At 53.3% G+C, this 26,114-nt stretch carries 22 protein-coding genes and 1 tRNA gene; 8 read left to right on the top strand and 15 right to left on the bottom strand.

Annotated elements, in window-relative coordinates:
* Nucleotides 1–126: 126 nt before the first annotated feature.
* Nucleotides 127–200 (bottom strand) — tRNA-Gly (locus RLO149_RS05370).
* A gap of 195 nt (nucleotides 201–395) precedes the next feature.
* Between RLO149_RS05370 and RLO149_RS23760 the strand changes: the two genes are divergently transcribed.
* Nucleotides 396–560 carry a hypothetical protein gene (locus RLO149_RS23760; RefSeq protein WP_158308139.1) on the top strand — a complete coding sequence of 55 codons (165 nt, stop codon included), beginning with the start codon at nucleotides 396–398 and terminating at the stop codon, nucleotides 558–560.
* Between the two features lie 320 nt (nucleotides 561–880).
* Here RLO149_RS23760 and RLO149_RS05360 read toward each other — a convergent pair whose 3' ends face one another.
* From RLO149_RS05360 to RLO149_RS05315, 9 genes are all read right to left on the bottom strand, one after another.
* On the bottom strand, nucleotides 881–2,380 hold the full coding sequence (locus tag RLO149_RS05360; protein WP_044025221.1) for a phospholipase D family protein: 1,500 nt from the start codon (nucleotides 2,378–2,380) through the stop codon (nucleotides 881–883).
* A gap of 574 nt (nucleotides 2,381–2,954) precedes the next feature.
* Nucleotides 2,955–4,346, bottom strand: a complete 1,392-nt coding sequence (locus RLO149_RS05350; RefSeq protein WP_013961056.1) for a mechanosensitive ion channel family protein — start codon at nucleotides 4,344–4,346, stop codon at nucleotides 2,955–2,957.
* A 24-nt stretch (nucleotides 4,347–4,370) separates the two neighbouring features.
* Nucleotides 4,371–4,622 carry a hypothetical protein gene (locus tag RLO149_RS24090; RefSeq protein ID WP_013961055.1) on the bottom strand — a complete coding sequence of 84 codons (252 nt, stop codon included), beginning with the start codon at nucleotides 4,620–4,622 and terminating at the stop codon, nucleotides 4,371–4,373.
* Nucleotides 4,623–4,668: 46 nt separating this feature from the next.
* A complete protein-coding gene (locus tag RLO149_RS05340) occupies nucleotides 4,669–5,982 on the bottom strand; it encodes a mechanosensitive ion channel family protein (RefSeq protein WP_148264311.1) in 1,314 nt (437 codons plus the stop codon).
* A gap of 50 nt (nucleotides 5,983–6,032) precedes the next feature.
* Nucleotides 6,033–7,163 carry a BamA/TamA family outer membrane protein gene (locus RLO149_RS05335; protein WP_013961053.1) on the bottom strand — a complete coding sequence of 377 codons (1,131 nt, stop codon included), beginning with the start codon at nucleotides 7,161–7,163 and terminating at the stop codon, nucleotides 6,033–6,035.
* Between the two features lie 159 nt (nucleotides 7,164–7,322).
* Nucleotides 7,323–8,504, bottom strand: coding sequence for a carbohydrate porin (locus tag RLO149_RS05330; RefSeq protein WP_013961052.1), 1,182 nt, complete (start codon nucleotides 8,502–8,504; stop codon nucleotides 7,323–7,325).
* Between the two features lie 9 nt (nucleotides 8,505–8,513).
* Nucleotides 8,514–9,407 carry a hypothetical protein gene (locus RLO149_RS05325; protein ID WP_013961051.1) on the bottom strand — a complete coding sequence of 298 codons (894 nt, stop codon included), beginning with the start codon at nucleotides 9,405–9,407 and terminating at the stop codon, nucleotides 8,514–8,516.
* Nucleotides 9,404–10,171 carry a DUF3299 domain-containing protein gene (locus RLO149_RS05320; RefSeq protein WP_013961050.1) on the bottom strand — a complete coding sequence of 256 codons (768 nt, stop codon included), beginning with the start codon at nucleotides 10,169–10,171 and terminating at the stop codon, nucleotides 9,404–9,406. Before RLO149_RS05320 ends, RLO149_RS05325 begins: the two co-directional genes overlap by 4 nt.
* Before the next feature lie 84 nt (nucleotides 10,172–10,255).
* Nucleotides 10,256–11,650, bottom strand: a complete 1,395-nt coding sequence (locus RLO149_RS05315; RefSeq protein ID WP_013961049.1) for a metal-dependent hydrolase family protein — start codon at nucleotides 11,648–11,650, stop codon at nucleotides 10,256–10,258.
* A 188-nt stretch (nucleotides 11,651–11,838) separates the two neighbouring features.
* Here RLO149_RS05315 and RLO149_RS05310 point away from each other — a divergent pair, with 188 nt between their 5' ends.
* On the top strand, nucleotides 11,839–12,828 hold the full coding sequence (locus tag RLO149_RS05310) for a helix-turn-helix domain-containing protein (protein ID WP_013961048.1): 990 nt from the start codon (nucleotides 11,839–11,841) through the stop codon (nucleotides 12,826–12,828).
* Between the two features lie 224 nt (nucleotides 12,829–13,052).
* Here RLO149_RS05310 and RLO149_RS22860 read toward each other — a convergent pair whose 3' ends face one another.
* The gene (locus RLO149_RS22860) at nucleotides 13,053–15,761 is read right to left on the bottom strand and encodes a calcium-binding protein (RefSeq protein WP_013961047.1); all 2,709 of its coding nucleotides are present in this window, start codon (nucleotides 15,759–15,761) and stop codon (nucleotides 13,053–13,055) included.
* A gap of 425 nt (nucleotides 15,762–16,186) precedes the next feature.
* On the opposite strand from RLO149_RS22860, the gene RLO149_RS05300 reads away from it, so the two are divergent.
* The 5 genes from RLO149_RS05300 (at nucleotide 16,187) to RLO149_RS05275 (ending at nucleotide 20,594) form a co-directional block, all read left to right on the top strand.
* Nucleotides 16,187–16,483, top strand: coding sequence for a hypothetical protein (locus tag RLO149_RS05300; protein WP_013961046.1), 297 nt, complete (start codon nucleotides 16,187–16,189; stop codon nucleotides 16,481–16,483).
* A gap of 285 nt (nucleotides 16,484–16,768) precedes the next feature.
* Entirely contained in the window at nucleotides 16,769–17,197 is a 429-nt protein-coding gene (locus tag RLO149_RS05295) for a hypothetical protein (protein ID WP_013961045.1), read from the top strand.
* A gap of 6 nt (nucleotides 17,198–17,203) precedes the next feature.
* Nucleotides 17,204–18,502, top strand: a complete 1,299-nt coding sequence (locus RLO149_RS05290; protein WP_013961044.1) for a relaxase/mobilization nuclease domain-containing protein — start codon at nucleotides 17,204–17,206, stop codon at nucleotides 18,500–18,502.
* Between the two features lie 214 nt (nucleotides 18,503–18,716).
* Nucleotides 18,717–19,376, top strand: coding sequence for a hypothetical protein (locus RLO149_RS05285; RefSeq protein WP_013961043.1), 660 nt, complete (start codon nucleotides 18,717–18,719; stop codon nucleotides 19,374–19,376).
* A 975-nt stretch (nucleotides 19,377–20,351) separates the two neighbouring features.
* A complete protein-coding gene (locus tag RLO149_RS05275) occupies nucleotides 20,352–20,594 on the top strand; it encodes a PIN domain-containing protein (RefSeq protein ID WP_013961040.1) in 243 nt (80 codons plus the stop codon).
* 84 nt (nucleotides 20,595–20,678) lie between these two features.
* On the opposite strand, the gene RLO149_RS05270 is transcribed toward RLO149_RS05275, so the two are convergent.
* The 3 genes from RLO149_RS05270 to RLO149_RS05260 are packed head-to-tail and all read right to left on the bottom strand — an operon-like array spanning nucleotide 20,679 to nucleotide 24,273.
* Nucleotides 20,679–21,677: a site-specific integrase gene (locus RLO149_RS05270; RefSeq protein WP_013961039.1), complete on the bottom strand. Its 999-nt coding sequence runs from the start codon at nucleotides 21,675–21,677 to the stop codon at nucleotides 20,679–20,681.
* Complete coding sequence (locus RLO149_RS05265) at nucleotides 21,674–23,038, bottom strand: tyrosine-type recombinase/integrase (protein ID WP_013961038.1); 1,365 nt, start codon at nucleotides 23,036–23,038, stop codon at nucleotides 21,674–21,676. Before RLO149_RS05265 ends, RLO149_RS05270 begins: the two co-directional genes overlap by 4 nt.
* Nucleotides 23,035–24,273 carry a site-specific integrase gene (locus tag RLO149_RS05260; RefSeq protein ID WP_013961037.1) on the bottom strand — a complete coding sequence of 413 codons (1,239 nt, stop codon included), beginning with the start codon at nucleotides 24,271–24,273 and terminating at the stop codon, nucleotides 23,035–23,037. The genes RLO149_RS05265 and RLO149_RS05260 overlap by 4 nt, the downstream gene beginning before the upstream one ends.
* A 77-nt stretch (nucleotides 24,274–24,350) precedes the next feature.
* Between RLO149_RS05260 and RLO149_RS05255 the strand changes: the two genes are divergently transcribed.
* Nucleotides 24,351–25,010, top strand: coding sequence for a PIN domain-containing protein (locus tag RLO149_RS05255; protein ID WP_013961036.1), 660 nt, complete (start codon nucleotides 24,351–24,353; stop codon nucleotides 25,008–25,010).
* Nucleotides 25,011–25,012: 2 nt separating this feature from the next.
* On the opposite strand, the gene RLO149_RS05250 is transcribed toward RLO149_RS05255, so the two are convergent.
* Nucleotides 25,013–26,109 (bottom strand): IS3 family transposase gene (locus tag RLO149_RS05250; RefSeq protein WP_085977359.1). Its coding sequence is split into 2 segments (ribosomal slippage): nucleotides 25,013–25,863 and nucleotides 25,863–26,109, totalling 1,098 coding nucleotides; the frame shifts between segments, so codons are not numbered across the junction.
* Between the last annotated feature and the right edge of the window lie 5 nt (nucleotides 26,110–26,114).

Raw genomic sequence — 26,114 nt, 5'->3', positions numbered from 1 at the left:
TCAGGCGGTGACATATTTACCGCGCGTTTCACCGCCCACGACGTGACTGCGCGAAAGGTCTCGAAAACCATTCTCAAGACCACGGAAAAGAGAAAACAACCAAGATATCTGCGGGAAAATATTTTCTGGAGCGGGCGGCGGGAATCGAACCCGCGTCATTAGCTTGGAAGGCTAAGGTCTTACCACTACACAACGCCCGCCCAGTACTGCGACGTACTATTTCATACCTATACTGGCGTCAAGTGGAACCAATTGCGGCACTGTTTCAAAGAACCTCCCGGCCCAAACCAGTCATCCAGCCGCAACCTGCGATGCGGCGTCTCCCGTGGTCTTTCGGACGGCATTGCGGCTTCAAAGGGCCTGTGTTGCAGTCATGTTTAGCGGCGCGGTATCTGATGAACCCGTTTTTTGCCACCATTGGGTTTTCGCGGTTTGGATTGGCACTCAACGCCAAAGCTGTGGCCACCAACCAGACCTTCATCCATGCAACGCTGCAAGACTGTCTCGAACAGATGTCGAAACAAGCCGCTTTCACGGAAACGACTGTGCCTGTAGTTTGAGAAAGTCGAATGGTCCGGGCTTGGATCACCAGATGAGGGGAGTTTTCAACTATATCCGGACAATGCGCCTCTTGCAGTTGTCGCCGATGATCACTTTGAAAGGGATCGCAATTTCTGCAGGTCTCATATGGCAGCGCAACACTTTTCACCGAACCGTTCATTCAACTGATGCGATCTGTGGGGGGTCTCAAGTTGACCTTTTGCTGCGGTCTGTCAGAGCGTCCGAGCCGCGAAACAGATAAGCATTCCATGCTCTTGCCCCAAGGTTTTTTATATATAATTCAATTTTTTACTTGCAAAATATGTAAAGCTGCCAACCTTCAAAGCTGTTGTTCCACCGGCAGCCACCCTGTCAGTGTCGCCAGCAGTTTTCGAAAGAACCCCGCATTGGGTTCACTGCGGTAAATTTCGTTTTTGCCAGAACCTTGATACCGCCAGACCGGGTTACCGTCGGGACCCGCTGCGACGTCAAATACGTATTCTTGAACCTCTGCGTTCAACCGCGCCAACACGTCCGAGGCCAAGGCGGGGCTTTCTATGATCATGGCGATTTCAGAGTTCTGGCGGATGGAACGGGGATCTATATTTGTTGAACTGACAAACAACCTGCCCGCATCAATAATCGCCAATTTCGAATGAAGAACCAATGGCGTGGTGCTGCCTTCGACGATCAACGGTGCATCCGCACGGACTTCCATGAACTCGACACCTGATCGCAAAAGTCGGTTGCGGTACTTTGCATAGCCTCCGTGCACGTAAGCGTGGTTGGTCGATGCCAGCGAATTTGTCACAATGCGCACGCGCACGCCTTTGGCGACGAGGCGTTCGAACACTTCGGCGCCGTAATCCTCAGGCACGAAATAGGGCGTGATGATCAAAACCTCGCGTTTTGCGGACAGAAGCGTGTTGTAAAAAGAATTCCCAACCGTGAACGGGCCCTGACCTGGCGGGCGGCGCAATTTCTGGGGATCATCCGTGACCACAGTTGCGGTCCCGACATAGGACGGTTTCCGCCCTTCCCTGAGATCACGAAGATATTGCGAGCTCACCGCCCCCTTGTACACCTTGGATCTCGGATCATCGGGGACGGCCCTTAAAGCCGCCAGCGCCTCGCGCAAAGCTGCGGCATCACCTTGTGCAAAACTATTGACCGGTACTGCCCATTCATCGTTCCAGAAAAGGTCGAAGGATGCGGAGAGTTGCTCAACAGGCCGACCCGCAATAAACAAATCAAAGTCGGCGAATTCGCTTTCAGTCTCTATTTGATAGTATTCGTCCGCGATATTGCGACCGCCAACAACGGCAAATGTGCCATCAACGATGAATGCCTTGTTGTGCATACGCCGATTGACCCGTTTGAAATCAAGCAGGAAATTCCCGACAAATGTGCTGTTTCTGGAAAGCGGATTGTATGTGCGGATATCGACATTCGGATGCGCGTCAAGCGTTGCGATCTGTTCGTCCTGCGCATTGGTGAATACATCGTCGTAAAGCACCCGTATCCGGACGCCCCTTTCGGCAGCGTCAAAAAGCGCAAGCCACACCAGCGCGCCAGCCGTGTCAGGTTTGATGAGGAATGTCTTGAGATCGATCGTATGCCGCGCTTCTTCAATCATCCTCAGGCGGGCACCCAAGGCATCATTGCCATTGTTCAGCGGCGCCAGCAAAACCTGATCGCCATTGATCTCTGCGCCAATTGTGCTTTCGATGCGGCTCACTGTTGATGGCGCGGGGGGCGCTGCGGTTTCTGCTGGCCGGTTCGTTTCGAAGGGCACGTAAGTGCAGGCGCTCAGATATATGACGCCAGACAGAAGTGTCAAAATTGAAACGGTTCTTTGCGCAAAAAGCTCTGATGACGGGCGATCTGTACCCCTACCGGTTCCAACATGTGCCTTCCCTTGCGAGCATCGGAGTTTTAAGCATCTGATTGCGTGGACATGCCAATCTTTCAGGGTTTCCATCCCGAACGCTGGCGATAAAGGCTTCATGCCTGCACAACCATGATGGTCACAGTTTCCTGACCAACGACCTCGAGTGTGTGACTTGAGGTTTCGGCCCGCGGGAGACGAAAGACTTCGCCAGCTTGAACGCTCCTTACCGCTCCCTCTGTTGCCACAATGCGCAGCCTACCGCTCAGCACAACAGCTATTTGGTCACAATCAGGAACCCGTGTCGTGCTCTGGAAGCCGGCAGGCAACTCAATGAACACCATATGCCGGCAGCTCGTTGGCTCTGACATTCTAGCCATTTTTCCCATTAGATCATTGTTACTTGAACGAAATTCAACATCCGAAGAGTCCAGGAACGGTTGACCGTCAGGCGCAGTCAGCAGTTCAATCAGATTTAAGGCCAAGGCATTTCCTTCTCTCTTCATTTGCGCGGCTAGATCAGACCTTATGGCGACTTTTGCACTGCCAGTTTTCCGGTCCAGACTTCGGTGGGAATCTTCGGCGCTTCGGGATCGGCTTCATAGGACGGTGTCATAATCTGAACGCCGTTTTCGTGGAACACATCTACAATGTTGCGGTGCAGATCTGACAATATGCGGGGCATACTTGAGCCGCGCGTCGTGAATGCATTGATCTGATAATTGATCGCGTAGTCAGCCAATTGCGCCCAAAGCACAAAGGGGCTGGGTGTTTTCTTGAGGTCACGCGTTCTCTTGGCCGCTTCGATGAGCATGGCTTCGACTTTGTCCTGTGGCTCCTCATATCCGATGCCCACAGTGGTATGAACAAGCAATCCGCGCCCGTCAATTTTTCGGGTATAATTAACGACCTCGGAATTCAAAAGCTGTGCATTGGGGATACTCACCATCTCATTTTTGACTGACTTGATGAGGGTCTCCATCATCTTGATCTCCACAACATCGCCGACCTGATCCCCCACCTTGATGCGGTCCCCGATATTGGTGCTGCGGCGGTAAATCACGAACAGCCCGGCCATCATGTTGCTCACGACCGTGTTGGACCCCATGGAAACCATGAGACCTGCAAGAATGGTCAGGCCCTGAAATGCACGACTGTCTGATCCGGGGATATGTGGATAAGCGAAAACAATGGCGATTGCGATGATCAATACGCGCAGAATGTTGAACGTCGGCTTTATCCAACTCTGTTCAAAGTTCTTCCATTCTATTGTACCTGCTTCCATGTTTTCCATGAAAAGGCGCAGGCCCTTTATCAGGTAGCGGGTGACCAACAGAATAATGACCAATGTGATCAGATTGGGTAGATAGCTGAAAACTCCGAATATCACGTCCATCAGCGGCTGGGATACATACGTCAGCAGTAACTGTGCGAATGGACGGGTCTGCACAAAGGACAAAAGTACGAAGGTGAGATAATAGTAAAAGACGAAAAGATACCCGATCCACAGACCCATATTGGCACCAAAACCAACCAGCTGCGCAACAGCCTGTCCTTTTACAACCGCGTTGGTGGCCTCTTCAAATCGGGTGAAGCGTTTAATGGTGAACCGTTGAATCCACTGAATGAGCCTTGTGCGTCCTTTCAGAAACAGAAAGGTCAACAAAGCAAATCCAACGGTCCATGCCACCGCGACCAATGCACTCTCGACCAGCGCCTCGTCAGAACGACCAAAACGAAAACCAGCCACAGATCGTTTGATCGCCTCCGCGTGAAGCTCTGCCAGAAGTACAAGGCTGATTTGCTCCCATTCGGCATCAGCATTGGTTGTGACCGTCAAAAGACGCCCGTTCGCTAAAATAGCAAGCCCGCGATCATCTTCACGGATCTCATACTCAAGCTGCACAAATTCCGGCAATTCAGCGATCTCCAGAACCCGCTGTTAGATCCTTGCTGCGCGTTCATTTGCAGGTAACGCACTGAAACCACGCACAAAGAACAGGGTCTCGCCATCAACCACAACCGGGGCTGCAAACGTCTCATCCGCCTGTGTCTGGGGTTCGCGAGGTTCTGAGATGTTCTCTTGTGCATGCAAGGACGCGGCGAGCAGTGCCGTCAAGACAACGAGTGACAAAACACGCAAGGCAAACCGGATGGCATGCTCAAAACCGGAGCGGGATTTCAACTTGATCATCGCACAGATACCCCGTTTTGTGTGACCACGATGACAACGCCAATAATCATGTTGTAGCCACGATCGATCCAGCATTCTTGCCCTGAATAAGATGAACGTCGCGTTGTGGAAACGGGATGGATATCCCTTCTTGATCAAAGCGTTCTTTCGCCTGACCCGTCAAATCCCAATAGACCGTCCAGTAGTCTTCTGATTTGGTCCAGGGGCGGCAATAGATATTGACGGAACTGTCACCCAGTTGACCAACAAAGATCTCCGGAGCAGGGCTTTCGAGGCATTTAGCATGGGCTGCAACAAGGCCTTTGAGCACTTCAATGGCGTGCTCCGCGCTATCTGAATACCCGACGCCAAAAACCAGATCGACGCGCCGCTCAGGCGACACGCTGACGTTCGTGATCACGTCCCCCCAGATCTTTGAATTGGGTACGATAATGATCTGATTGTCGAAGGTACGAATTTGCGTGGACACAACAGACATTTCGTCAACGAAACCAGATGCCCCGCCCACCTCGATGTAATCGCCCGTATCGAAAGGCTTCATGATCATGATCATCAGCCCACTGGCGAGATTGCCAAGCGTGTCCTGCATTGCGAACCCCAAGATGAACGACAGCCCGCCAAAGATCGCAAACAAGGGTGTCACATTGACACCAAAGGCGCTCAAAACCACAAGAACGCCCAAAACAAATGTCGCCCAATATACGGCATTCACGATGAAACGCTGAAGCAGTCGTGACAAGTTCGGCACCCGTGACAAGCCCCTGCTCACGGCGCGGCGCAAAACCCGCGCGACAAAATACATGCCCCATAGGGCGACCAAAAATCCGGCGACCTTCAGCAAGAATCCCAAGCCCCCTTCAGCAGATGCCAGCCAGCTTGCCGCCAGTTGCAAAAGCGAACGAAGATCGGTCGTGCGCACCGCTTCCAGCCTGAGCGCGTTGAGATAGGTGTCATGAACTTGAATGTCTTCGATCAAAGCGCCTTTTGTGCGCCATGCGTCAAGGACGGCCCCGTAACTGTCTTGCACCATGCTTTGGAGTCCGAAGGTTTTTGCCAATTCATCGCGCAGAACTTCCTCCCGCGCACCTTCTGCTATCGCCAGTTCCAGATTGAGACCTGCGATGTCTTCAAGAACCGATTTTACATGGTTTTGCCATATTACAGCCAGCTCTGACAGATCATCAGCGGTCATCGGCACGGTGAGGCTTTCAAGTTCACTTGCAGTCGTAGTTACGCTTGTTGGCGCAGGCGGTGAAAATGAAGAAGCAGCCTGGTCTTGCGCAACTGCTAATCCCCCCAGTGCGAGGACCATCACCAGAAAGGAAATCGAAAGGAGTATCGAAAGACGAAGGTGGCTCATTTAGTATTCACTTTTCCTTTAGGCTAAGGCGTAACCACTTGTTTCAAATGTTAAAAACGCTGACCTACGAATATGTAAAGAAACTCTTCGGAATCGTTGTTTGTGGAAACGTCGACTGAAAAATCCACCGGGAATTTCTGAGAGACCCGATACCGAAGGCCAACGCCACCAGCGATGCGGTCGCCGTTTTCTGTCAGCGAGCCGAATTCGGAACCCGTCCAGCCGATCCCGCCGAAAGCAACAAAACCAAACCGTTTGCCAAGCCGCTGACGGTATTCTGCTTGCGCCGATACCAGTCGCGTGTCGTAGAATTGCGTCGGGTTGAACCCCCGAAGACCGTCTGTGAAGCCAATTGAGCACTTGTCGAAAAAAGGCGCGTCAGATGACGCGGCACAAGTTGAAAGCCTTCCGGCGACGACTTTTTCCTCGCCGACAGTATGATACGTATCCAGATTCAGTGAGGCGTAATTGTAGGCCCGCGACTCGCTCGACAAAGAGAACCCGCGGTTAACGGCAGCGCTCAGACGGGACCCGTTTGTCGGGTAGTCGCCGTCATCCCTGAGATCCCACTCATAGCTTACGCCCAAGCTACCGAGTTCAAGCTGCAGGTCTGGCAAAAGCTCGGCGGGAATGCTCGTTCCATCCGTGTTCAGTCCAATGCTCGTGTCCAGATAGCGCAGATTAACTCCAAACGTGTTGGTCTTAGATACGGCATACGAAAGTCCGCCATTAAACAACTCGCCATCTTGCTTGATAGGAAGCTTGAGGCTTCCAAAGAACAAATCGTACTTTATGTCCGCTTCCGCCAAAGCAAGGTTCAAACTCCAGCCACTTCCAAATGACAGATTGGTCGCGAGCCCATGGGCTTGGCTGCCATTGTCCGACCCCATGATGCCAAGCCCGACGAACGACGTATCCGCGTCCGGTGACAACTGAAAGAGATAGCCTGCCCCCAAGGATAAGCCGGCACCAATGGCCGGATTGGAAAATGGGATTGGAACGACCAGCGCCGAGCCGTTCCTGAAACCGTAGTCAGCGTTTTCTTTGGTCGACTGAACAGGTGATAAACCGCTGTCGACAATATCTGGGTTTGCCAGCAAGCTGTCCGCAGAAACGCTCGTCAAAATGGCAAATACTGTTGAAAACGTGGTAATTTTGCTCTGGTATTTGGCTTGCTTCACAAGTTGGCTCTTTTTTTGTCTCTATACATGCGCACCGGCGCGCGACCCACATTCCCAAATCTCAACCGTTTCAAACATCGCTTCCTATTTTGAGCCTCACACATTTTTTTCCGTGTCGCGAACAATACTTTCCAATCCGCTTCAGGAAGGCCCCTGGAACTAGAAGACGATCCGCGCCCGTAATCCGAACAATGTGACGCTTGACTGACCTGAACTGAGCAGCGGATCTTTTATGTACTGAACGGAAGGCGTGATCTGTAGGTTTGGTGATATGGAGAACCGGTAAAATGCCTCGATCGTTTTCTGGTCCCCCGAGATACCATCCGCTTCGGCCCAATTGAGGCCGACCCCCGCCAAATCAGTATTGCGCGCATAGTAACCAAGACCAGCTGATACCGATTTGTCATAAAGAGCCGCCCGGCCCTTGGATGTACCCGCACGAAAGAAAGGCATCCACTTGTTCTCAAGAAACCAGGCTGCAGAAAATGCCGCGCCGTAGTCTTCGCGGCGGCTTCCGTCATCTGCGTCGTCAGCATGCCAGAGGGTCAGGTGGATGTTGTCAAAATACACACGGTCAAATCCGCTGGTATAGCCGATTTCCACACTCTTGAAGAGTTCACCCTCAGAGAAGACATCAAAATCAGGACTGGACGGGTCCGCGTTTGCGTCTGCGATAGCTCCTGTTGCATAAAAATTGGATCCCAGTTTTGCGCCAGCCGCGATGCCGAGCCCGGCGTTAGGGGCGTTGATTGTCGGGTTCGTATTGAATGCAAGGTTTTGAAAGGCTGTATAGGGGCTCACCAGACCGTAGACATCAACGAAATCCGTCGTGTCGATTTGGCCGATCTGAAAGGTCCACGCGCCATCGTCTGCCCTTTGTGTCCAGAAGAAGTTCGTCAACAGCGTACCACTGTCATTGAAAGCAGTGCCGGTGATCGACAGCGCGCCGCCGTCAAATCCAAAGTTTTGTGGCGCAATATCTCCGTAAGCATGGCGGTCTTCCAGTTTGAAGGTCAGACTGCCGAACTCGGTCGCCTTCCATGTGCCGTAAAACCGGAATATCCCGCCCGACGCCTCCCCTTCGCCCTGATCGGAATTTGACGTCTGACCAAGTGCCAGATAGTCGAAATTGAAACTAAAGCCTTTTTGCGCGAGGCTTTCTTTCCACCGGAAATAGCCGGGCGCGATATTTACGGGAAAGTCTGATCGAAACTGCGGGTCGGTAAGCCCGTCGCCCGGCTGCAGATCGGCCTGTACCGACGAGGGTCCGCCAAGACCCTGCGCGAAAGCCGGCCCCGACAGAAGAACCGCGAGAAAGGGAAGTATGAGTATTCTTTTCATCACGGGGTCTTACCTTATTGCTGCAAGAACTGCGGCGCGGGTCGCTGCGTCAGCCGGGGGCGTCGGTGGGTTACGCTGAAAGGGGTTTTTGATGACCGGGCTGAAGGTGAACGTGAACTTCCAATCCGATGCAAAGGCATCTGGCGCAACGACGTTCTTTTCAATGCCAGCGTTGAGTTTTACGATCTGTTTGCCAAAGGCCGTTGTCTTGGCGACCTGAACACCCAAAGGCACGGTCCACGCGTTATCACTGTCCACCTTCCAGTCATAAGTGATTGTGGGTCCTGTCCCAATTTGCCAGCCGTTGCCCACACCGTAAAACAAGAAATACTGCAGGGACGTGATGGATGTGTCGGGTCCGCTTCCTCCGACTTTTTCGTTGTGGAAGGGGAAGAACCCCCATACGCCCCAATCTTCGGTTTTCACAGCCAAGGCGCTTGGCCCAAGCAGCCAGTTGTCCGAAGAGACATCGCTTCCCGTCGGAACTGCGCCAACGATCCCAGCGCCAAGCGTCCAGCCATCACGTGTGCCCGCGTAGAGCAGATCAAAGGCGATATCGCCCACCGCGTCCTGGGCGTCAAAATCGCCTTGGCCAGCGTTAAAGTCAGGCTGCCCGAACGCATAAGCGAGAGCAGGTCTGAAAATCAGGTTATTGCCATTGGGCAAAACGAACGGAAATACAGGTTGGAACGTCGCGGTAAAACTGTCCTGATCGTCGGCATTGGGCAAATCCCCGTCAAAATTCCGATACTCGAACTTGAAATTTAGCGTTGCGTTTGCGGCGCCCGGATTTGCCAACTCCTTCGCCAATTCATCGATATTTGGACCGACGCCTTGGGCCAGCGCAAATTGAGGCAATAGCCACATTGACAGTGCACTCAGGAGAATGCGGGGCCGCTTCATGGTTTCACGCTCTGGGACGTTGAAGAGAATGCGCTTGAAGCGCGTAATTTCTGCGCCAGTGCGTTGGCCGCATTGATGTCTGGGGACTTTCCGGCCTTGGCCTTAACATCAGCGAAGGTCTCGGCATGCTCGACTTCCATCAGGAACGTTGCATTCATTTCGACAGGGCCATCTACAATACGAACAACCTCCTGTGTCGGAGAGATTGATAGCTTACCGGTGAGGCGCACGGGTTCGTGTACGGCGCGTGGTTGCCACGCATCGGTCAGCCGCACTTTAATCATCTGATTGGCGTTCGGAGGGGGCATGTGGCTGCACATCCCACGCTCTGGGACAAGGTATGCCACCGACGTTCCGTCGGGGTCTGGCGGCGCCGGGATCGCATAACCGCTCAGGCTGACAACCTGACCGTCAACTTCACGGTTGCCGGTTGTAGCCGCCTTTTGTCGACGCTCAGCAACGACCCATCTCTGCTCAATAAGCCAATCGGCGTTTTTTCCACTTTCCAAAAATCGGAGATTTGCACCACGCGCGATCTCTTCAAATTCTGATTGTTGATGATCTGACAAACCACCCCTCGCCAGCGCCTGTCGCGCCGACGCAATCGTTTTCAACGCCTCAATTTCAGGATAAGATAAATCCCGATACGGATCGTCGAACACTTGTACCGACGGCTCTACGAGATCGGGCCACTCAGCTGTCTCAGATGCAAGCATGGTGCTTCCAAGTGTCGCCAACACGGCAAATGCTAACAAGGGTTTCATCGGGTTTGGACTTCTTTGCGGATTTTGAAATAGTCAGAGATGTGTGCAGGGCAGCCGAGGCAATAAACCGCCCTGCATCCCTACTCAGTTCAGAGTATTCTTGTAGATCACGCCATCTTTCATGATCACGAGGATGCCTTCAGGGCTTTCAGGCCGCTCGGGACCATCAAACCATTTGTCTGATGTGCCCATAACCGAGAAATCCTCTAACGGGTTGCCTTCGACCAGAAGAATATCCGCATAGGCGCCTTCCTCGATGACACCGAGTTTGCCTTCTGGGTACGGGTTCATGAAATCACCAGACAGCGCAACGAGTTCGCCACCTACTGAGGTCATTGTAACCAGAGCGGTGTGCGGACCAAAGAAATCGGCATTGAGGAATTTCTCATAAGCGATTTGTTTGCTGCATGAGGCAACATCGCCAACACAGTCGGTTTGGAAGGCCCGTTTCGCCGGGCACTCTTTCATGTTGGTGATGTAGTTGCCGAAGGCGGCGGATGCGGATTTGGCTTTGCGCAGGCTTGCAGGGACGTTTGCGATTGCCGGTATCTCAAAGAGGTTAGGATCGAAGGCGGTGAGGTTTGTCGTGATGTACGCGTCTTTTTTCGCCATGAGTGCTGAAATTTCGCAATCGAACATGAAGCCGTGTTCGATGGAACGAACGCCTGCGTTCAGCGCGTTCAAAATCGCTTCTTTGCGGTAAGAGTGGGCCATCACATAACTGCCATATTCGTTTGCAACCTGAACCGCAGCTTCGATCTCTGCCTGCGACCCGGCCAGCAACTGCCATGGATCGAAGGCTGAAACGACGCCTCCAGATTGCATGAACTTCAACTGGCTGGCGCCCATCCGGAAGTTGTTGCGACCATATTTTTGGACATCGGCAATATTATCAACTTCCTGCGCCATGTTTAGGCGGCTGAAGTTGGTCGACTGTCCGACGGGTGCGGTGAAGTTTGCGAAATCCGCGTGTCCACCGCGTGAGCCAAGAAATGCACCCGATGGATAGAGGCGCGGTCCGAGGATCATGCCCCCGTCTATAGCACGCTGCAATCCGGCGTTTGCACCGCCGGCATCCCGAACGGTGGTGAACCCCTGCATCAAATACATCTCAGACATTTTGGTGCCGTGGATCGCAAAATCTTCCCATGTGGTTTCCGATTCCATGATAGGAAGCGAGGGGCCCATAAGCATTAGGTGCGCATGACCCTCGATAAGCCCGGGCATCAGAGTGCGCCCACCGCCATCGATCACGCTTGCCTCACCTACATCAATGGCTTCTGTCGACACCGTTTTGATCAGGTTCCCCTCAACCAGAACGTTTGCATTCTCGATCCGGGCTTCGTTCACACCGTCAAAAACGTGTACGTTCGTGAACAGTGTCATGGCCGGTGCGCCGTCTTGCGCCCATGCCGGAATAGCGGCAACGCAGAGCAAAGCGCTTACTGCTGTTGCAGTCAGTAATTTGGTGAGTTTCATTTTTGACCTTTAGGTTGAGTCACTTTTCGGTGATTACACTATCCCGGTACGACAGCTTAACTCAATGAAGCGGTCAGTCATTTTTTCCCATTCCATTGTGAATCCTGGCAGATAATGACAGATTGCATTGACCAAATGACGAAATCGAGTCTGAATACTGATCCCATCAGCCGTGTTCGAGGTTCTTTGTGTCGAAGTCTTTGCCTTTAGTTCAGCTCCAACTTCTTCACCCATTGATTGCTGGGCTGCGTTCATATGGCGTGGATCCAGACCCTGTTCTGGAGAGTGTTGGATTGACGCAGACCGCGGTTGATCAGGCGGGGGCTTCTGTTCACGTCATGGTCATGCACCATCTCCTGGAAAACTGTGCAGTTGCCGCCAACGATCAGACTTTTTGTGCGAAGATAGGCTCTCAACTCGACCCGACAGGCTGGCCGATGGTGCGAGACGCTTTTCAACGCGCAACAACCCTTGGCGATTTTCTGAATATCTATGTGGCGCAAGCGCACAAATACGCATCGTCCGCCACATCCTATGTCGAAGTTCGGGGAGATATGGCGACGTTTGGCGAAACAAGAAAGTTCAAACCGCTTGTCGAACCGGCGCAGAACGACGGTTTTATGATTGCGCTGAAAATGGCGATGCTGGGAAGAGTATTAGGAGAGATCAAGGAACCGGAACGCGTTCTCCTGGTCCTCAGCGATCCTGCCGTTCTGCCCAATGCCCTCAAGCGGTTTCAGGCATTGCGCGGCAACAATATGGGCTGCCGCGTTCAATTCCCGTCCGAATGGCTGTTACGGCCCAACTCAGAAAGCGGACTTGAAACAGGGTTCGCAGAACAGGGCACCGCCAAACAACAAGACGCATTTTTGATCAGTATGAGGCAGCTTTTGGGGCAACAGATCGGCAACGGGGGATTAAGTGCGAATGAAGCTGCGGAACTGATGCACATGAGTTCACGCAAACTCGCCAGAATGCTCTCCAAACTGGGAACGAGTGTTTCAAAAGAGCTTTCAAAAGCAAAGATAGAACATGCAAAAGAAGTTCTTCTTACCACTGATCGTTCCGTCGAAGATATCGCCGCTTCTCTCGGCTATTCCGACCCTTCAAATTTTGCGCGCGCATTTTCAAAAGTCGTACGTTCGACGCCATCCGCATTTAGGGACCAATTTAAATAGCAACCGGGTGACCATTGGTGAACTCCATAGCGTGGTTGCCGCAAGGCAGAGACAGGGTTCGGCCAAAAGAGACGAGAATTCTGGGGAGTCGTCAGCACGGCTTTCGGACGGTTGCGGCGCGCAGGAATTCGTCCTTCGCACCACAAGGCCCACGTCACCGGCACCGTCTCAGACCAAGCATGCTCTGCATATTGCGACACGCAGCGGTATGACATGCCACCGTCTCAAACGATGAAGTCACCGATCACATAGTCGCCCGGCGACACGCTCTGAGTGTCGTTGATCCGGATCATCAGATCAATCGTGTCGTCATCGTCGATGCTCCCCAAGAGTAACGTCGCATCGAATATCGACCGGACCCAGAACACGCCCGCGCCAAAGGAGAGACCACTGACATCGGTCTGCTCTCCGATAAAGCTAAAGGCCTGGTTCCCGGCAATCAGGGTATTGGCGTCGATGTTGGACAGATCGATCCGGTCGCCGCCTGCCACTCCGACCCCGTCCATGCCGTTGATGCTGTCGTGCTGGAAAGGGTTGGAGTCCGCGACACTATCGAACTGAAAAATGTCGTTCTGAGCGCCGCCCACCAGTGTGTCCGACCCCAGTCCGCCAACCAGAACGTCGTTGCCCCTGCCCCCCAAAAGCGTGTCATTCGCCGCACCGCCGAAGAGGAAATCGAAACCATCGCCACCAAACAGCCGGTCACTGCCAGCCTCACCAAACAGGTGATCGTCCTGCTGGTTGCCTTGCATGAAATCGTCGCCATCCCCCCCAAACAGCGTGTCGTCATTCGAACCGCCGAACAGCCTGTCGTTATCATCGCCGCCTCTCAGAACGTCATTGCCGCCGCCACCGCGCAGCTGGTCCTGCCCAGTGCCGCCGACCAACGTGTCATTGCCGATCCGGCCCACCAAAATGTCATCGCCATCGTTCCCCTCGATGACATCATCGCCCGCACTGCCATCCATCAGGTCGTTGCCTTGGCCACCCCGCAAGGTGTCGTTTCCGTCACCGCCAAAGGCTCTGTCATCGCCCACACCTCCGTCGATAACATCGACCCCGGTGCCACCGCGGAAATTGTCGTTGCCAAGGCCGCCGTCCATGATGTCGTCGCCGTCATTGCCGATCAAAAGGTCGTTGCCATCCCCACCGTCCATGGTGTCATTGCCAGCACCGCCATACATGATGTCATCGCCGTTTCCGCCGATCATATCATCGTTGCCATCGCCGCCGTTCAGGACGTCGTTGCCGAGTTCGCCGCGCAGGGTATCATTACCCGTAACGCCCAGAATCCGGTCGTTGCCATCCCCCCCTTCCAGAGTGTCATTACCGGAGCCACCAAGCAGAAAATCATTACCCCCCAAGCCCGTAATAAGATCATCGCCGCCGCCGCCGTCCATGCGGTTCGCGCCTGCGGTGCCAGACAACGCGTCATTGCCGTTGCCGGAAATGATGTTCTCGAAGTTGTAAAATCCTTCGCGGGCCTCGTTTGGGGCGCCAAGGTAATCTGTCTGACCCGTTTCAAGATTGACGGTGTAGTCACCATTGAAAGCAGTCGTATCCAGCGTATCGATACCCGCTTCGCCGTTCAAATACTTGAAATCACCCGCCAACGCGAAATCGGCACTGGAAATGATCCGATCATTCCCGCCGCCGCCCCAGAAATCGCCACTGCCAGAAGTGTAAATGTTATCATTTCCGACCTGACCAAGGATTGTGTCCCCGATCTCGCCTTCCAGCACGGTCGATCCGTTGATGCCAGTGGTTATCGTATCAGTCGCGAGGAAGTTCGTGCGAAGCTGACCGTAGTCGTCAGGGTCGATCACCTCGCCGCGCGGGTCCCAGATTGTGGAATAGATCTCTCTGGAGGACCCAGATCCTTGTTCGCCATGCCACACGAAAACAATCCGGCCGTCAGCCGTTACGCTGATTTCCGGTTGGGTTGCCAAAAACCCTCCATCACCGATCAGGACCGGCGCAGTCGCACTGGAACCATCAGCATTGAAGATTTGCGCATGATATCGACCATACCCCACTTCGAACATGATTACGAAACCACCGTCTGGCAAGGCGGCGACGCGCGGTTCGTTGACGACATAACCCGACATTTCAATCGGGATAATTTCAGCGACGGCGTTACCGGCGTTATCGTAGATGTGTCCAAGGATTTCACCGTAGTGCGAGCCTTCCTTGCCGACAACAACATAGCCACCATCTGCCAAGCTCGCGATGTCGCGCGCAGCATTAAAGCTACCGGCGACCAGTGTTTGGTTAATAATTCTTCCACCTTCAGTGGCGATAGAAACTAAGTTTGCGTCACCACTCCAAAACAGCGTGGCGAAATTTCCATTGCTCAGAACAACAGCGTCTTCAACAAAGGGTCGGACAGCGCTCGCTGTTGGATTTTGAACAGCAAAGGTGGGCAAAAAGCTGTCGTCCTCGTCTATGACAAGAGCATCCACTTGGTCATCATCAAAATTTCCGTAAACGACGAAAATGTCATCATTACCCGGCAAAAGATTCGCTACGACCTGTGGCCTATCATAGTCACCTTCATTGGTGAGCGTGCCGTATCTATAAGAAAAATCTTCAAAATTTCGTTCAATACGAAGTGTCTCTTCAGCCCCACTTTCGTCTGAATAAACCACCACGAAACCGTCATGTGTCGGCGCGATATCGAAGCTCGTCTGATCATCTTCCATCCATTCAAAGTTAAGCGCAAAGGAGTCAAATTCGACGTTGCCATCGGCGTTGTAGATTTTGGCCACAATATCTTGCCCATTGTCCGGCGCCCCCTCGCCGAATTGCTCTCTCCAGGCGACCATGAACCATCCATTGGCAAGTCCGATCACCTTTGGCGAGAATTGGTGTCCGATACTTGCATTGCCAGTATTGACCTGAAACGGCGCGCGCCACTCAGTTAGCGTTGTCATAAATTCATCCGTCCCTTTGAAACCATTTCTTAACAATAATTAATACCTTCCTGCTCAAATCGTTGATCCAGATCAACTGAAGGTCAAAAGGAAAAAAAAGACGCAACGCTGTGCACACGACACCAAGAAAAGATCAACGGCCGCCACCAGACGCTGATGGTCTTGAGCGTGCCTTCGTAACTTCTTCCCAAATTAAGACCTACTGACCTTTGCTCGCCCCTTCGGTCCCGGCGGATCGACGTGCCGACCTTCGCTCCAAGTCCCGAATTCACTGGACGTCCAGTGTGCGTTTCTGTCGGCGGTAACCGGGTGCAACGAATTTTGGCCCCTGCACAGACCGCGATGCCTACCGATCACGTCATGTTACACTTCGATTGCCGGTGCACGATTCGGTAAAAACCGCACGTCATGGAAAATGTCGGTAGATGAGAATAAGACGGGTCTCGGCCCTTGAGGCTGCCGACCCTTGCCCGCTCGTTTTCCGCGTCACGGCTCTTCGCGCTGACGCCGCGTCAATGCCAAGGCTCCATGGCAATCTATACATGCAGCACGGATTTTCAGCCGCCAGAGCCTCCGGTGCCCCAAACCGCTTTAATGTCCCATTTTATCTGACGACGGACAGCATTTGGGTGGGCAAAGACGGCGCCTCCACTTTGGTCAAAAGCCTGCTGGCCTTCGTGAACCAACAGGTCGTGACTGATTTGTTCAACCCTGTTCCCTGAGCGGAATACATCAAACGGGCTCCCCACGGCATCACACGCCGCAACGGCCATCGTGTCCTTTGAAAGGGCATGAACGCATTAAGGCCCGCAAACCTATGTAATATTTTGATTTTTGGACAATCTTGCCAAACAAGTAAAAGTGGTGCAGGTGTCAGGAGATACTTCGAACACTGTTTTGCCCCCTGAAACCTGCTGCTCTACTGACTTCGCTGGCGTCTTTGACACGCTTCAAGAATGGGAAGAAGTCCTTGCCGCAAGTGAAATAGATTTTGAGAGGTTAGAGCCATGAGCCGCTTTAACCGCCTGACAAAGACGTTTCTCGGCTCTGCGAAAGACGAACCCGAAAAGAAACCTGAGAAGAAAAAGCGCCCCGCGCCGATATCGGTGCGGTTGAATGAAACCGAACTAAAAGCACTTCGGCAGGCGGCGGCTGGGCGTTCAATGAATGGCTATATTCGGGAACGTCTGTTCGGTGCCGCCTTCTCTGGCTTGAACGAAAAAACCGTGCCTGACGATTACGCTGCAATGGCGCGCATCCTCGGAGCACTCGGACAATCCGATGTTTACACATCGCTGGCAGCAATCTCGCTTGCAATTGAGAATAATCGGCTGCCCGCCACGCGACAGACACAAGCTACAATTGACAGGGCTTGCTTGCAGATTGAAGAGATGCGTTCCGATCTTCTGATCGCCCTTGGGCTTCGGTCGGTGTGAGGCGGTATGATCCTTGTCGGCAATCAACGCGGCGGTGCTAAGAATCTCGCTCATCACTTGATGAAAGACGAGAATGAGCGCGTTAAGGTACATCAAATTCGTGGATTTGCCTCGGATGATCTGCAATCCGCGTTTCAGGAATCCTATGCCATGTCGCGCGCGACGAAATGCAAGCAGCACCTTTTCAGCCTTAGCCTGAACCCTCCCAAGGATACTGAAATTTCCGCAAAGGAATTCGAGAACACTGTAGATCGAGCCGAACAACAACTTGGCTTAGAGGGGCAGCCGCGCGCCATTGTTCTGCACACAAAAAACGGCAGAACACATGCGCATGCCGTTTGGAGCCGCATTGATCATCAAGAGATGCGCGCGGTGCAAATGTCATTCTCTAGGCGCAAAATGCAGGATCTATCCCGAGAGCATGGCTGGCAGATGCCACGCGGCTTTGTTCGTCATGAAGAGCGCGATCCACGCAATTTCACATTGGCCGAATGGCAGCAATGCAAGCGAGCTGGACGCGATCCGACCAAGACCAAGGAGATTTTTCAGGATGCCTGGGCAATCTCGGATAGTCGCACTGCCTTTGGCAATGCGCTTGAGGCTCATGGTTTCGTTTTGGCCAAGGGTGATCGCAGAGGGCACATCGCCGTTGATCGAAACGGTGAAGCTTTTGCTATTGCAAAATATGTCGGGGTCAAAGCCAAGCAAGTGCGAGACAGGTTGGGTGATCCATCGAAGCTGCCTTCTAAGAACGAAGCTCATCGCATAGCTTCAGATCGCACCATCAAACGTCTTGCTGAACTGCGCGAGCAAGAAAAGCTACGCGCGCGCCAACGTGTTGAACAGCTTTCTCGGCAAAACGCAGAGAACAAAAAACGTCAGTCTTTGGCTCAGGAAGAACTTAAGAAGCGTGTGGCCTCAGACACTGATAAGCGTAAACAAGAACAGGACGCTCGTTTGCGCAAAGGCCTGATGGGACTGCTAGATCGTGTGACAGGCAAGCGTAAGAAAACTCTTCAGCAAAACGATCTTGAAAATGCACAAGCTGAACAACGGGTGAACGCGCAGCACGAACGTTTGCGTGCTCAGTACGTGTCGGCGCAAGAAGCAATCGCCAAACGCAAGAAAGAAGAACTGACGCGCGGAGCTTATATCCGTCGCGAACTTGCCAATGACACGAGACAACTAGAGGAGCGGTTTAAGGAGCTCAGCTCTGAAAGCGACAAGCCAGCCCGACGGCGGCAATCATTGCCTAGGCAAAAACGGCGGATACGCAGCACTGAAAGGCCTAGTTTTGAGCGCTAAAATAACTAGTTCTTGGCGAGCTCGCGCCCGAGTGCCGTCAGATCGTCGGGATAAGGCGAGAAGTAAGTAAAGCTATGGCTGTGGATAAAATGGGGGACAACTTGTGCAAAACTCGGCGTTTGTCTTCGGCTACTTGTTTCGCGATCAAAACAACTATATTCGTGTTATTCTCTGCGAAGAGTCGTTAGCGAGGGTTATTATGATAGGACGATGGATGAGTCCGCTTCAAGAGAGTGTCGACTTCATCTCTTTTGAAGTTTACCTTTCATTTCAGCCTAAACTTGACTGCAATGACATCGCGGTTCAGGTGCTTGGGGACTATCTGGCAAATCTTGCCTATGAGGGTGTGCTCTGTAGAGGACTTGAGCCTTTTGAGGGGTTTGATCTGGCGAAAGCTGCGGTTGGTAAGGATGCGTATCCGTTGCAAGTTCGTCTTGTACGTTCTGCTTCGTTTATCAAAAAATTCACTCAAGCCTGTGCGCAGCTCGAAAAAATCAATGGGCCAGCGCTCAACGGGCATGCTCCAACGGCGTTTGCAGCATCACGAATCGCTCAAAAAAGTGAGAAGAGTTTGTCAAGAATATTTATCAATGGGGGCTTGAATTTCTTGGAATTAAACGATATTATTTACGCCAAACAAGGACGCGGAGGCGATCTAAACGACCATCCGCGCCAATATGAGGCAGATATGGTAGATAGCAAGAAGCCCATCATAGGCGGTTCTACTGGGGTGCTCAAAGCCGCCCTGAGTGAAGCTGAGTTAGGCATTCTCAAATCAGAGCTTGCCGATTTGAAACGCGATTTTTCCAGTGGCACTGTGCCCGTTGTGACCAACGATGAAGCGTTGAAAATTTTTGAGGCCGATTTGCGCTAGTTGTGCCGCTTTGTGGCGCTTAATGTTTTCTAACACTGCATAACCAATTGTTTGCCAAAACACGGCAATTGTGCTTCTCTAATAAAAAAAAATCGGGACGAGCAGTGTAATGACATTGGCCAACTACTCCATTGATGCTGGTGCGCTTCTACGTGCCCGAAGCATAGCGTTCAATGCAATGGACACTGGCTCTGACGGTTACGGTAAACAAGCCGCAGAAGAAAAGTATGCTGACCTTACCAAGAGCTGCGTAATGGTTCTCAAAGCCTGTTCCGGGCAACAGGTTGACGGCGTGACGTACGAGACTGACATTTACGACGGGCATGAAGCGCTGTTAATCTACACACCGAAACACAAGATCGTTTGCATTAAGTTGGGCCTATCAAGCCAAGAATTTCGCCCGACTGCGATATTTAGCCTATGACCTCAGAATGAGGAGAACGGTTTGTTTAAGTGGAAGATCATAGCGGTTGCACTGCCTATTGTTTGCACGCTTGTATCTGCGGTTTGGTTCTATGTATGCGTTGAGCTCGGGCATTCGTCGCATGCAGGTCGAGGCGGAGCATTAGGCGTTGCACTATCTTTTGCCGCCTTGTTTTTACTTTCTTATGATAGATACCACACTGTTGAGATAGTGAGCTCTTCCTCGGATGAGCTACTAGCGTTGCTTTCTGAAACGTCTTCTGACGACCCTCGTATCCTTGCAGAGACAAACTCAGGAATAATTAGAGCGATAAGCACAGACTTGCGTCGCACCCGTGTGCAAACACGAAGAGAAAATATATCACTAACTATTTCTGGTGTAGTCTCAACCCTCTTTTGGGGTTTTGGAGATTGGATCGCTACTTACCTCGTTTAATGACGGTCACACAATTTGGCCTGTGCATTCTCTTGCATTCAAGGTGGTGTTGATATCTGTGCCGTGACAGGCTGTTATGGCTAGTTTCGAGATTTAACACTTTGGGTGGCGCGCATATGACCACGATTTTCATTGATACGAACATTCTGATGAATGACCGCTTTTTCCGTTCATCCTCGGCCAAAGCGTTCTTGAAAGCGTGCTCTTTCTTAGGCGTCCAAGTTGTTATTCCCGATGTTGTGTTTGATGAGTTATTGGGAAATTTTTCGGCAAGACTACAAGAGAAGGCGGATGCATATCAAAAGAGTAGCAGAGAATTAAAGCAGCTTGTCGAACTCGAACATTCTCCATTATCATGAGAACGGCATAATGCGGAGGAAGTCCAGCTGGGCTTCGATCATTGGGTTTACTGGGTTTTTTCCTCCGCATTATTTTGATGGTTGTCAGAGCGTATCGAGCCAGTCGAGCACGTCTTGGTCACGCCGCCACGACGGCGGGCTATCGGTCTTCGGTTTTTCAACCTGTTCCAACGCTCGGCGCTTGGTTTCCAGATTGGCCTGTGCGTAGTGGTTTGTGGTTTCCAGGCTGACATGGCCAAGCCAGCTTCGGATCACGGTGACATCCACGCCCGCGGCTACCAAATGCACTGCGGTTGCGTGCCGGAAGCTATGTGGTGTCACGTGTTTCTGCGCGAGCGTCGGTACATCCACCGCTGCGGCCTTCACATACTCTGCCAACTTGAAGCGCACGCCTGAAGCACTGAGCGGGCTGCCATAGCGGTTTACAAAGAGCGCTGCATCGGCCGGTCTCGGCACGCGCTTCAACAGGGATCGCAGCAATGCGACCGTCTCTGGCCAGAGCGGACTGATCCGCTCCTTGCGGCCTTTTCCGTACAATCGCACACAGCCAGGTGCCTCGAACCTGATGGCCTGCGGGCACAAATCAAGCGCTTCCTGGATACGTGCGCCGGTGTTGTAGAGGAACGACAGCAAGGTATGGTCCCGTTGGCCGATCAGCGTTGACCGGTCGGGCTGCGCCAGGATTGCCTGCACTTCTTCGGGTTCGAGGTAATCCGGCGCGCGGATCGGTGCCTTTTTCGTTGGCACATTCATGACCTCCGCGCATTGCGCCATCAGTTCCGGTTCGCGCGTTGCCACAAAGCCGAAGAAGCTGCGCAGGGCAGCAAGGCGGCAATTGCGGGTACCGATCGTGTCGCCGCGTACACTCTCAAGGTGATGCAGGAAGGCGATGACCTCTGCGGCGGTCAACTCGCTCAGCGTGAGACGAACAACCGGCTTGCCACACCGGACTGCGACAAAGCGCAGAAAGAGCCGCCAGGTATCCCGATATGACTTGACGGTGTGCTGGGACGCGTTGCGTTGCTGGACCATCCAGTCGGTGAAGAACATGCGCAGTAACTGGGGGAGAGGATCAAGCTTCATGATGCCACCTCCCCCGGTTCAGCGTTGCCAGGCGAGGCGAATGTCCGGAACCGTTCGTTTGCCTCATGCAGCAACTCTTGGGTCACGGTGATGTAAACCAGCGTTGAGTTGATGTCGCGGTGGCCAAGATATGTTGCCAAATACGGCAGTTTCTCCTGCGGGTTCACGCCTTGCCGGTACCATTCGAGAATCCGGTGAACGACGAAGGTATGGCGCAGATCATGAACGCGCGGCCCGGTCTTGCCCTTGGTCGGTTTGAGGTCGGCCATCCGCAGAACGGTGACAAGGTTGGCGCTGATCGATGCGCGGCAATAGTGCCTGTTATTCTGATCGTGCCAGAACACGCCAGCTTCGGGATTGCGAGAGACGTTGGCCACCTGCCTTGCCTTTAGAAGGGCACGCAAGGCATCCATTGCACTCTCCGACAGCGGCAGCAGACGGGATTTGAAGAACTTCGTCTCCCGGATCGCGATGGTCCCGCTCTGCATGTCGACGTCGCCGAGCGTCAGCCTTGCAATTTCGCCGATCCGCAATCCGGCGCAATAAGCCAGAACCAGCATCGTATAGAGGTTGATCGGACGCGAGGGCGCGCGCGGCGACGGATAGGTCCGCGCGATGGCAAGCAGTTTTTGAATGTCCTCGGGGCTGTAGATATACGGACGTCGCCAACCGCGCGCGACCTGTTTCGCGGGCCGGTGATCAGGAGGTCGTCTGGGCCGTGACGGATCGTCATGACACAGGGCCTTGTTCAGGATACGGGCCAGTTTCTCGCACTCAGCAGTATGGTTCGCGGTCGCCTTCGCCTTGCCGTAGTGCTCAAGTAGGGTTTCTAGTGGCTGACCATCAAGATCGGGCCTTTGCTGCAGAAAGCGGTCGAACCTGCGGCATATGACCTCCGCAGCCTCATAGCGATAGCCCCTGCGTTGCATCCGCTCGACATGGGCGCGCATCAGCGCTCCCAAGGGGCTCTCAAACGGTCGCGGCTGTCGCAATGTCTCGAGCGCCTGATCGGGATCAGCGGTCATCAAAGCCCGTATGATGCTCGTGTCACTGCGGGCATTGTACTGGCGTCGTAGCTCGGAGATCGAGTTGCTCTCTATCTTTCCATCATTCACCAGAGCGTCGAGGAAGCGGGCGACAATCCGGGCGCGGTGCTGCACCGTCGAGCGGGCCCAAACCTTACCGCGTTCACGCAACCAGTGTTCAAGTGTTCGCCGACCGGTCGCACCACACCGCAGCGCCGCCTGCCTGAAGCTTTCAAGCGCTTGTCGGTAGTAGATCGGCGTTATCGCGTAGTTCAACGGAAGCTGGGCGATGTAATGCTTGATGATCTCATCGCCATCCTGAGGCCAACGTCTCATTGTCTCGCCTCCCGGCCTGGAAGATCGATGGCAATCGCACGAAGGTCCTCTGTGGCAAGCTTCAAATATGGAGTGGTCGCCTCGGATGACCTATGGCCAAGCACATCTCCAATAATCTTGCGTGGGGTGGATGCCCTGAGCATGCTAACAGCGCGGGCATGACGGAAGATATGTGGCCCACGCTTGCCAACCGGTTCAATCCCTGCAGCGGCCAGACGCCGTTTGACCACACCATAGAGGCCGCCCGCCGTCATCGCCTGATAGGGGGCCCGGCTCCTCAAAAAGACAGTGCGCACATCAGTCCGTGGGCGGCCTTCTCGCAAGTAACGCAGGATCGCGTCCCCCACGGTTTCCATCAAGGGCAGAACGGCCCTCGTATTGCTCTTGGAACGCTGCACCCGCAGGGTATCGGCACGCCAGTCGATGTCGTCGATTTGCAACCTGCCGACCTCGCCTGAACGAAGGCCGTACTTGGCAAGGAGTTGCAGAATGGCATGATCGCGCAAACCCAAAGGTGAGACGTCCTGCCCTGCCACCTTAAGCACATTCGCGATCTGCTCGGGGGTCAGGATCGACGGAATGCCCTCATAGGCGTAGAGCAGCGGTGCGATCACATGACTTGAGAGGTCTTGGCCGTGCAGCTTGCTGCGATGCAAGTGCCGCAGAAAGCCACGCAACCGCTCGGCCACATCCTTGAGCGATTTGCGGGTCAGACCCGGCGCCCGACTATCCAAGTAAGCATCGATGTCAGGCACGCTCAGTTCGGCAAAATCAGCCTTCCCGGTTCGCGCGATAAACCATTTGCAGAAGTGGCGTGCCTCCCACATCAATGCTTTGATCGAAGGGGTCGCCAGACCGCGTTCCGTGCGTAGCCAGCGTTCATATACCTTGCAGACATCCCGGCTTCGTTGTTCCGCGGCGCTCGCAGCAGGCGGTGCCGGCGGCCATTCTGTCAGCGCAGACCGCAACAAGGCGTGAATGCCCGATCGAGGAATTGAAGCCCATCTAGGCGCAGGCAAACGCCCGCGATCCTTTTCAAATTGCTGTACCGCGTGATCGAGGTACAGCGCAACAAGGTCCGGGGTGACATCCCGCAGCTCGATCTCTCCCGCTCGCAGCCAAGACAAGAACTGGCCTGCATAGAGACAATAATTGTTCACGACGGTTGGGCTGTAGCGCTGCGCTTGCAACGCCTCACGAAGCTTCAAAAGTGCCTTGAGGGTTGTTGGTGACATTTGGTTCTCCTTGGATTGATCGATCAACCCAGGAAACCTCCAGTCTCAAATAATGCGCAGCAAGTGAGAATGGCGCGATGTACAAATCATTGAATTATCACAGCTTACAAAAACGATCTCCGCATTATGCCGTTCTCATGATAACTCAAATAATGACGAGCTCGTCATTATTTCAACCAGATGTCGAGGCAGAAGCTTCAGCCTATGAAGACTGGCTCATAGAGTTGATCGAAGACAATGGGATCATAGTCGCGCCGCACCCAGATGTCTCTGCAAAGGAATTGGTTTCAAAATGCTACGAAGGGGCGAAGCCATTCAAAGACGGTGGCGAAGGTCACAAGGACTACCTTGTTTGGAAGACCGTTGCCACGCACATCAATGCACAAGACACTGACGCATCGAATTTCTTTTTGACCAATAATACAAAGGATTTTTGTGCCAAGGGCGACGATGGAGAGTTTGTCTTACATCCTGAACTGGTAGAGCAAATCGACGTCGAAGCGCGAGTGCCCAGCATCCAGACTGCGCTTAGAAACGCCTTTGACAACGTGCTCGCGCCGCAACTTCAGGGCGCTACGCTAGAAGACATTCCCGACATTGGAACGGACGAAGTGCAGGCCTTTGTAGACAAGTGCTTACTTGATGATTTGCCTCATCACTCTGCGTTCGGTTTCGAAGTGACCTGCGCCCCAAGTTCCCTCCAGCTTTGCGCGGAGTCCTTGGGGTTAAATCTTTGACCTTAAGCGGCCATCTTGTCCATGATCCTTCTCTGCAAGAATTCCATCGGCGTCAGGTTGCCTAATGCTGAATGTGGTCTGCGCCAGTTGTAATCCTCCTGCCATTCTTCAAGCGTTTCGCGGGCATCACCCAGTGTTCCAAACAGCGTTTCATTGAGGCATTCATCCCGTAGCTTGCCGTTGAAGCTTTCGATAAAGCCGTTCTGCTGGGGTTTTCCTGGCGCGATGTAATGCCAATCGATACCCGTGTCTTGAACCCACTTCAGGATCGCCATGCTAGTGAACTCGGTGCCATTGTCCGACACAATCGTCTTTGGCAGGCCGCGTTCGGCGACGATGCGGTCCAGTTCACGCGCAACCCGTTGGCCAGACAATGACGTGTCGGCCACCAGCACCAAGTTCTCGCGGCTGAAGTCATCCACAACCGCCAGAATACGAAACCAGCGACCATCCGTCAGCGCATCAGACACGAAATCCAACGACCAGCGCTGATTTGGACCATCTGGCAACACCATCGGCTTCCTCGTGCCCAATGCGCGCTTCCTGCCGCCTCTGCGGCGCACCTGAAGCTTTTCTTCGGTATAAATGCGTCTTACCTTTTTGTGGTTCACGGCAAAACCTTCCCGCGCGATCATCACGTGGACACGACGGCAACCAAACCGTCGTCGTTCCCTCGAAACTCGCTTGATGGCATCTCGTAGTTCGGCATCATCATCACGACGCGACAGATACCGCACAGTTGATCTATCGATCTGCAAAACATCACACGCCCGCCGCTGACTGACTTGATGGGCTTCCATCAGATGCGCCACAGCTTTCCGCTTTCCAACGGGCGTCACCATTTTTTTGAATTGATGTCTCGCAGCATCGCATTGTCGAGCATCTGCTCTGCCAACAGCTTCTTCAGCTTGCCGTTCTCATCTTCCAATGCCCGCAATCGCTTCGCATCTGACGGCTCCATGCCTCCATACTTCGATTTGTATTTGTAGAACGTCGCCGAGCTGATCCCGTGCCGCCGACACACGTCAGCAGTCTTCTCACCAGATTCCTGTTCCTTGATCATCGATATGATCTGTTCGTCCGTAAATCGTGCCTTCATATGTC

The organism is Roseobacter litoralis Och 149 (assembly GCF_000154785.2).
Classification (GTDB): Bacteria; Pseudomonadota; Alphaproteobacteria; order Rhodobacterales; family Rhodobacteraceae; genus Roseobacter; species Roseobacter litoralis.
This window is presented reverse-complemented; position numbering and strand designations above follow the sequence as displayed.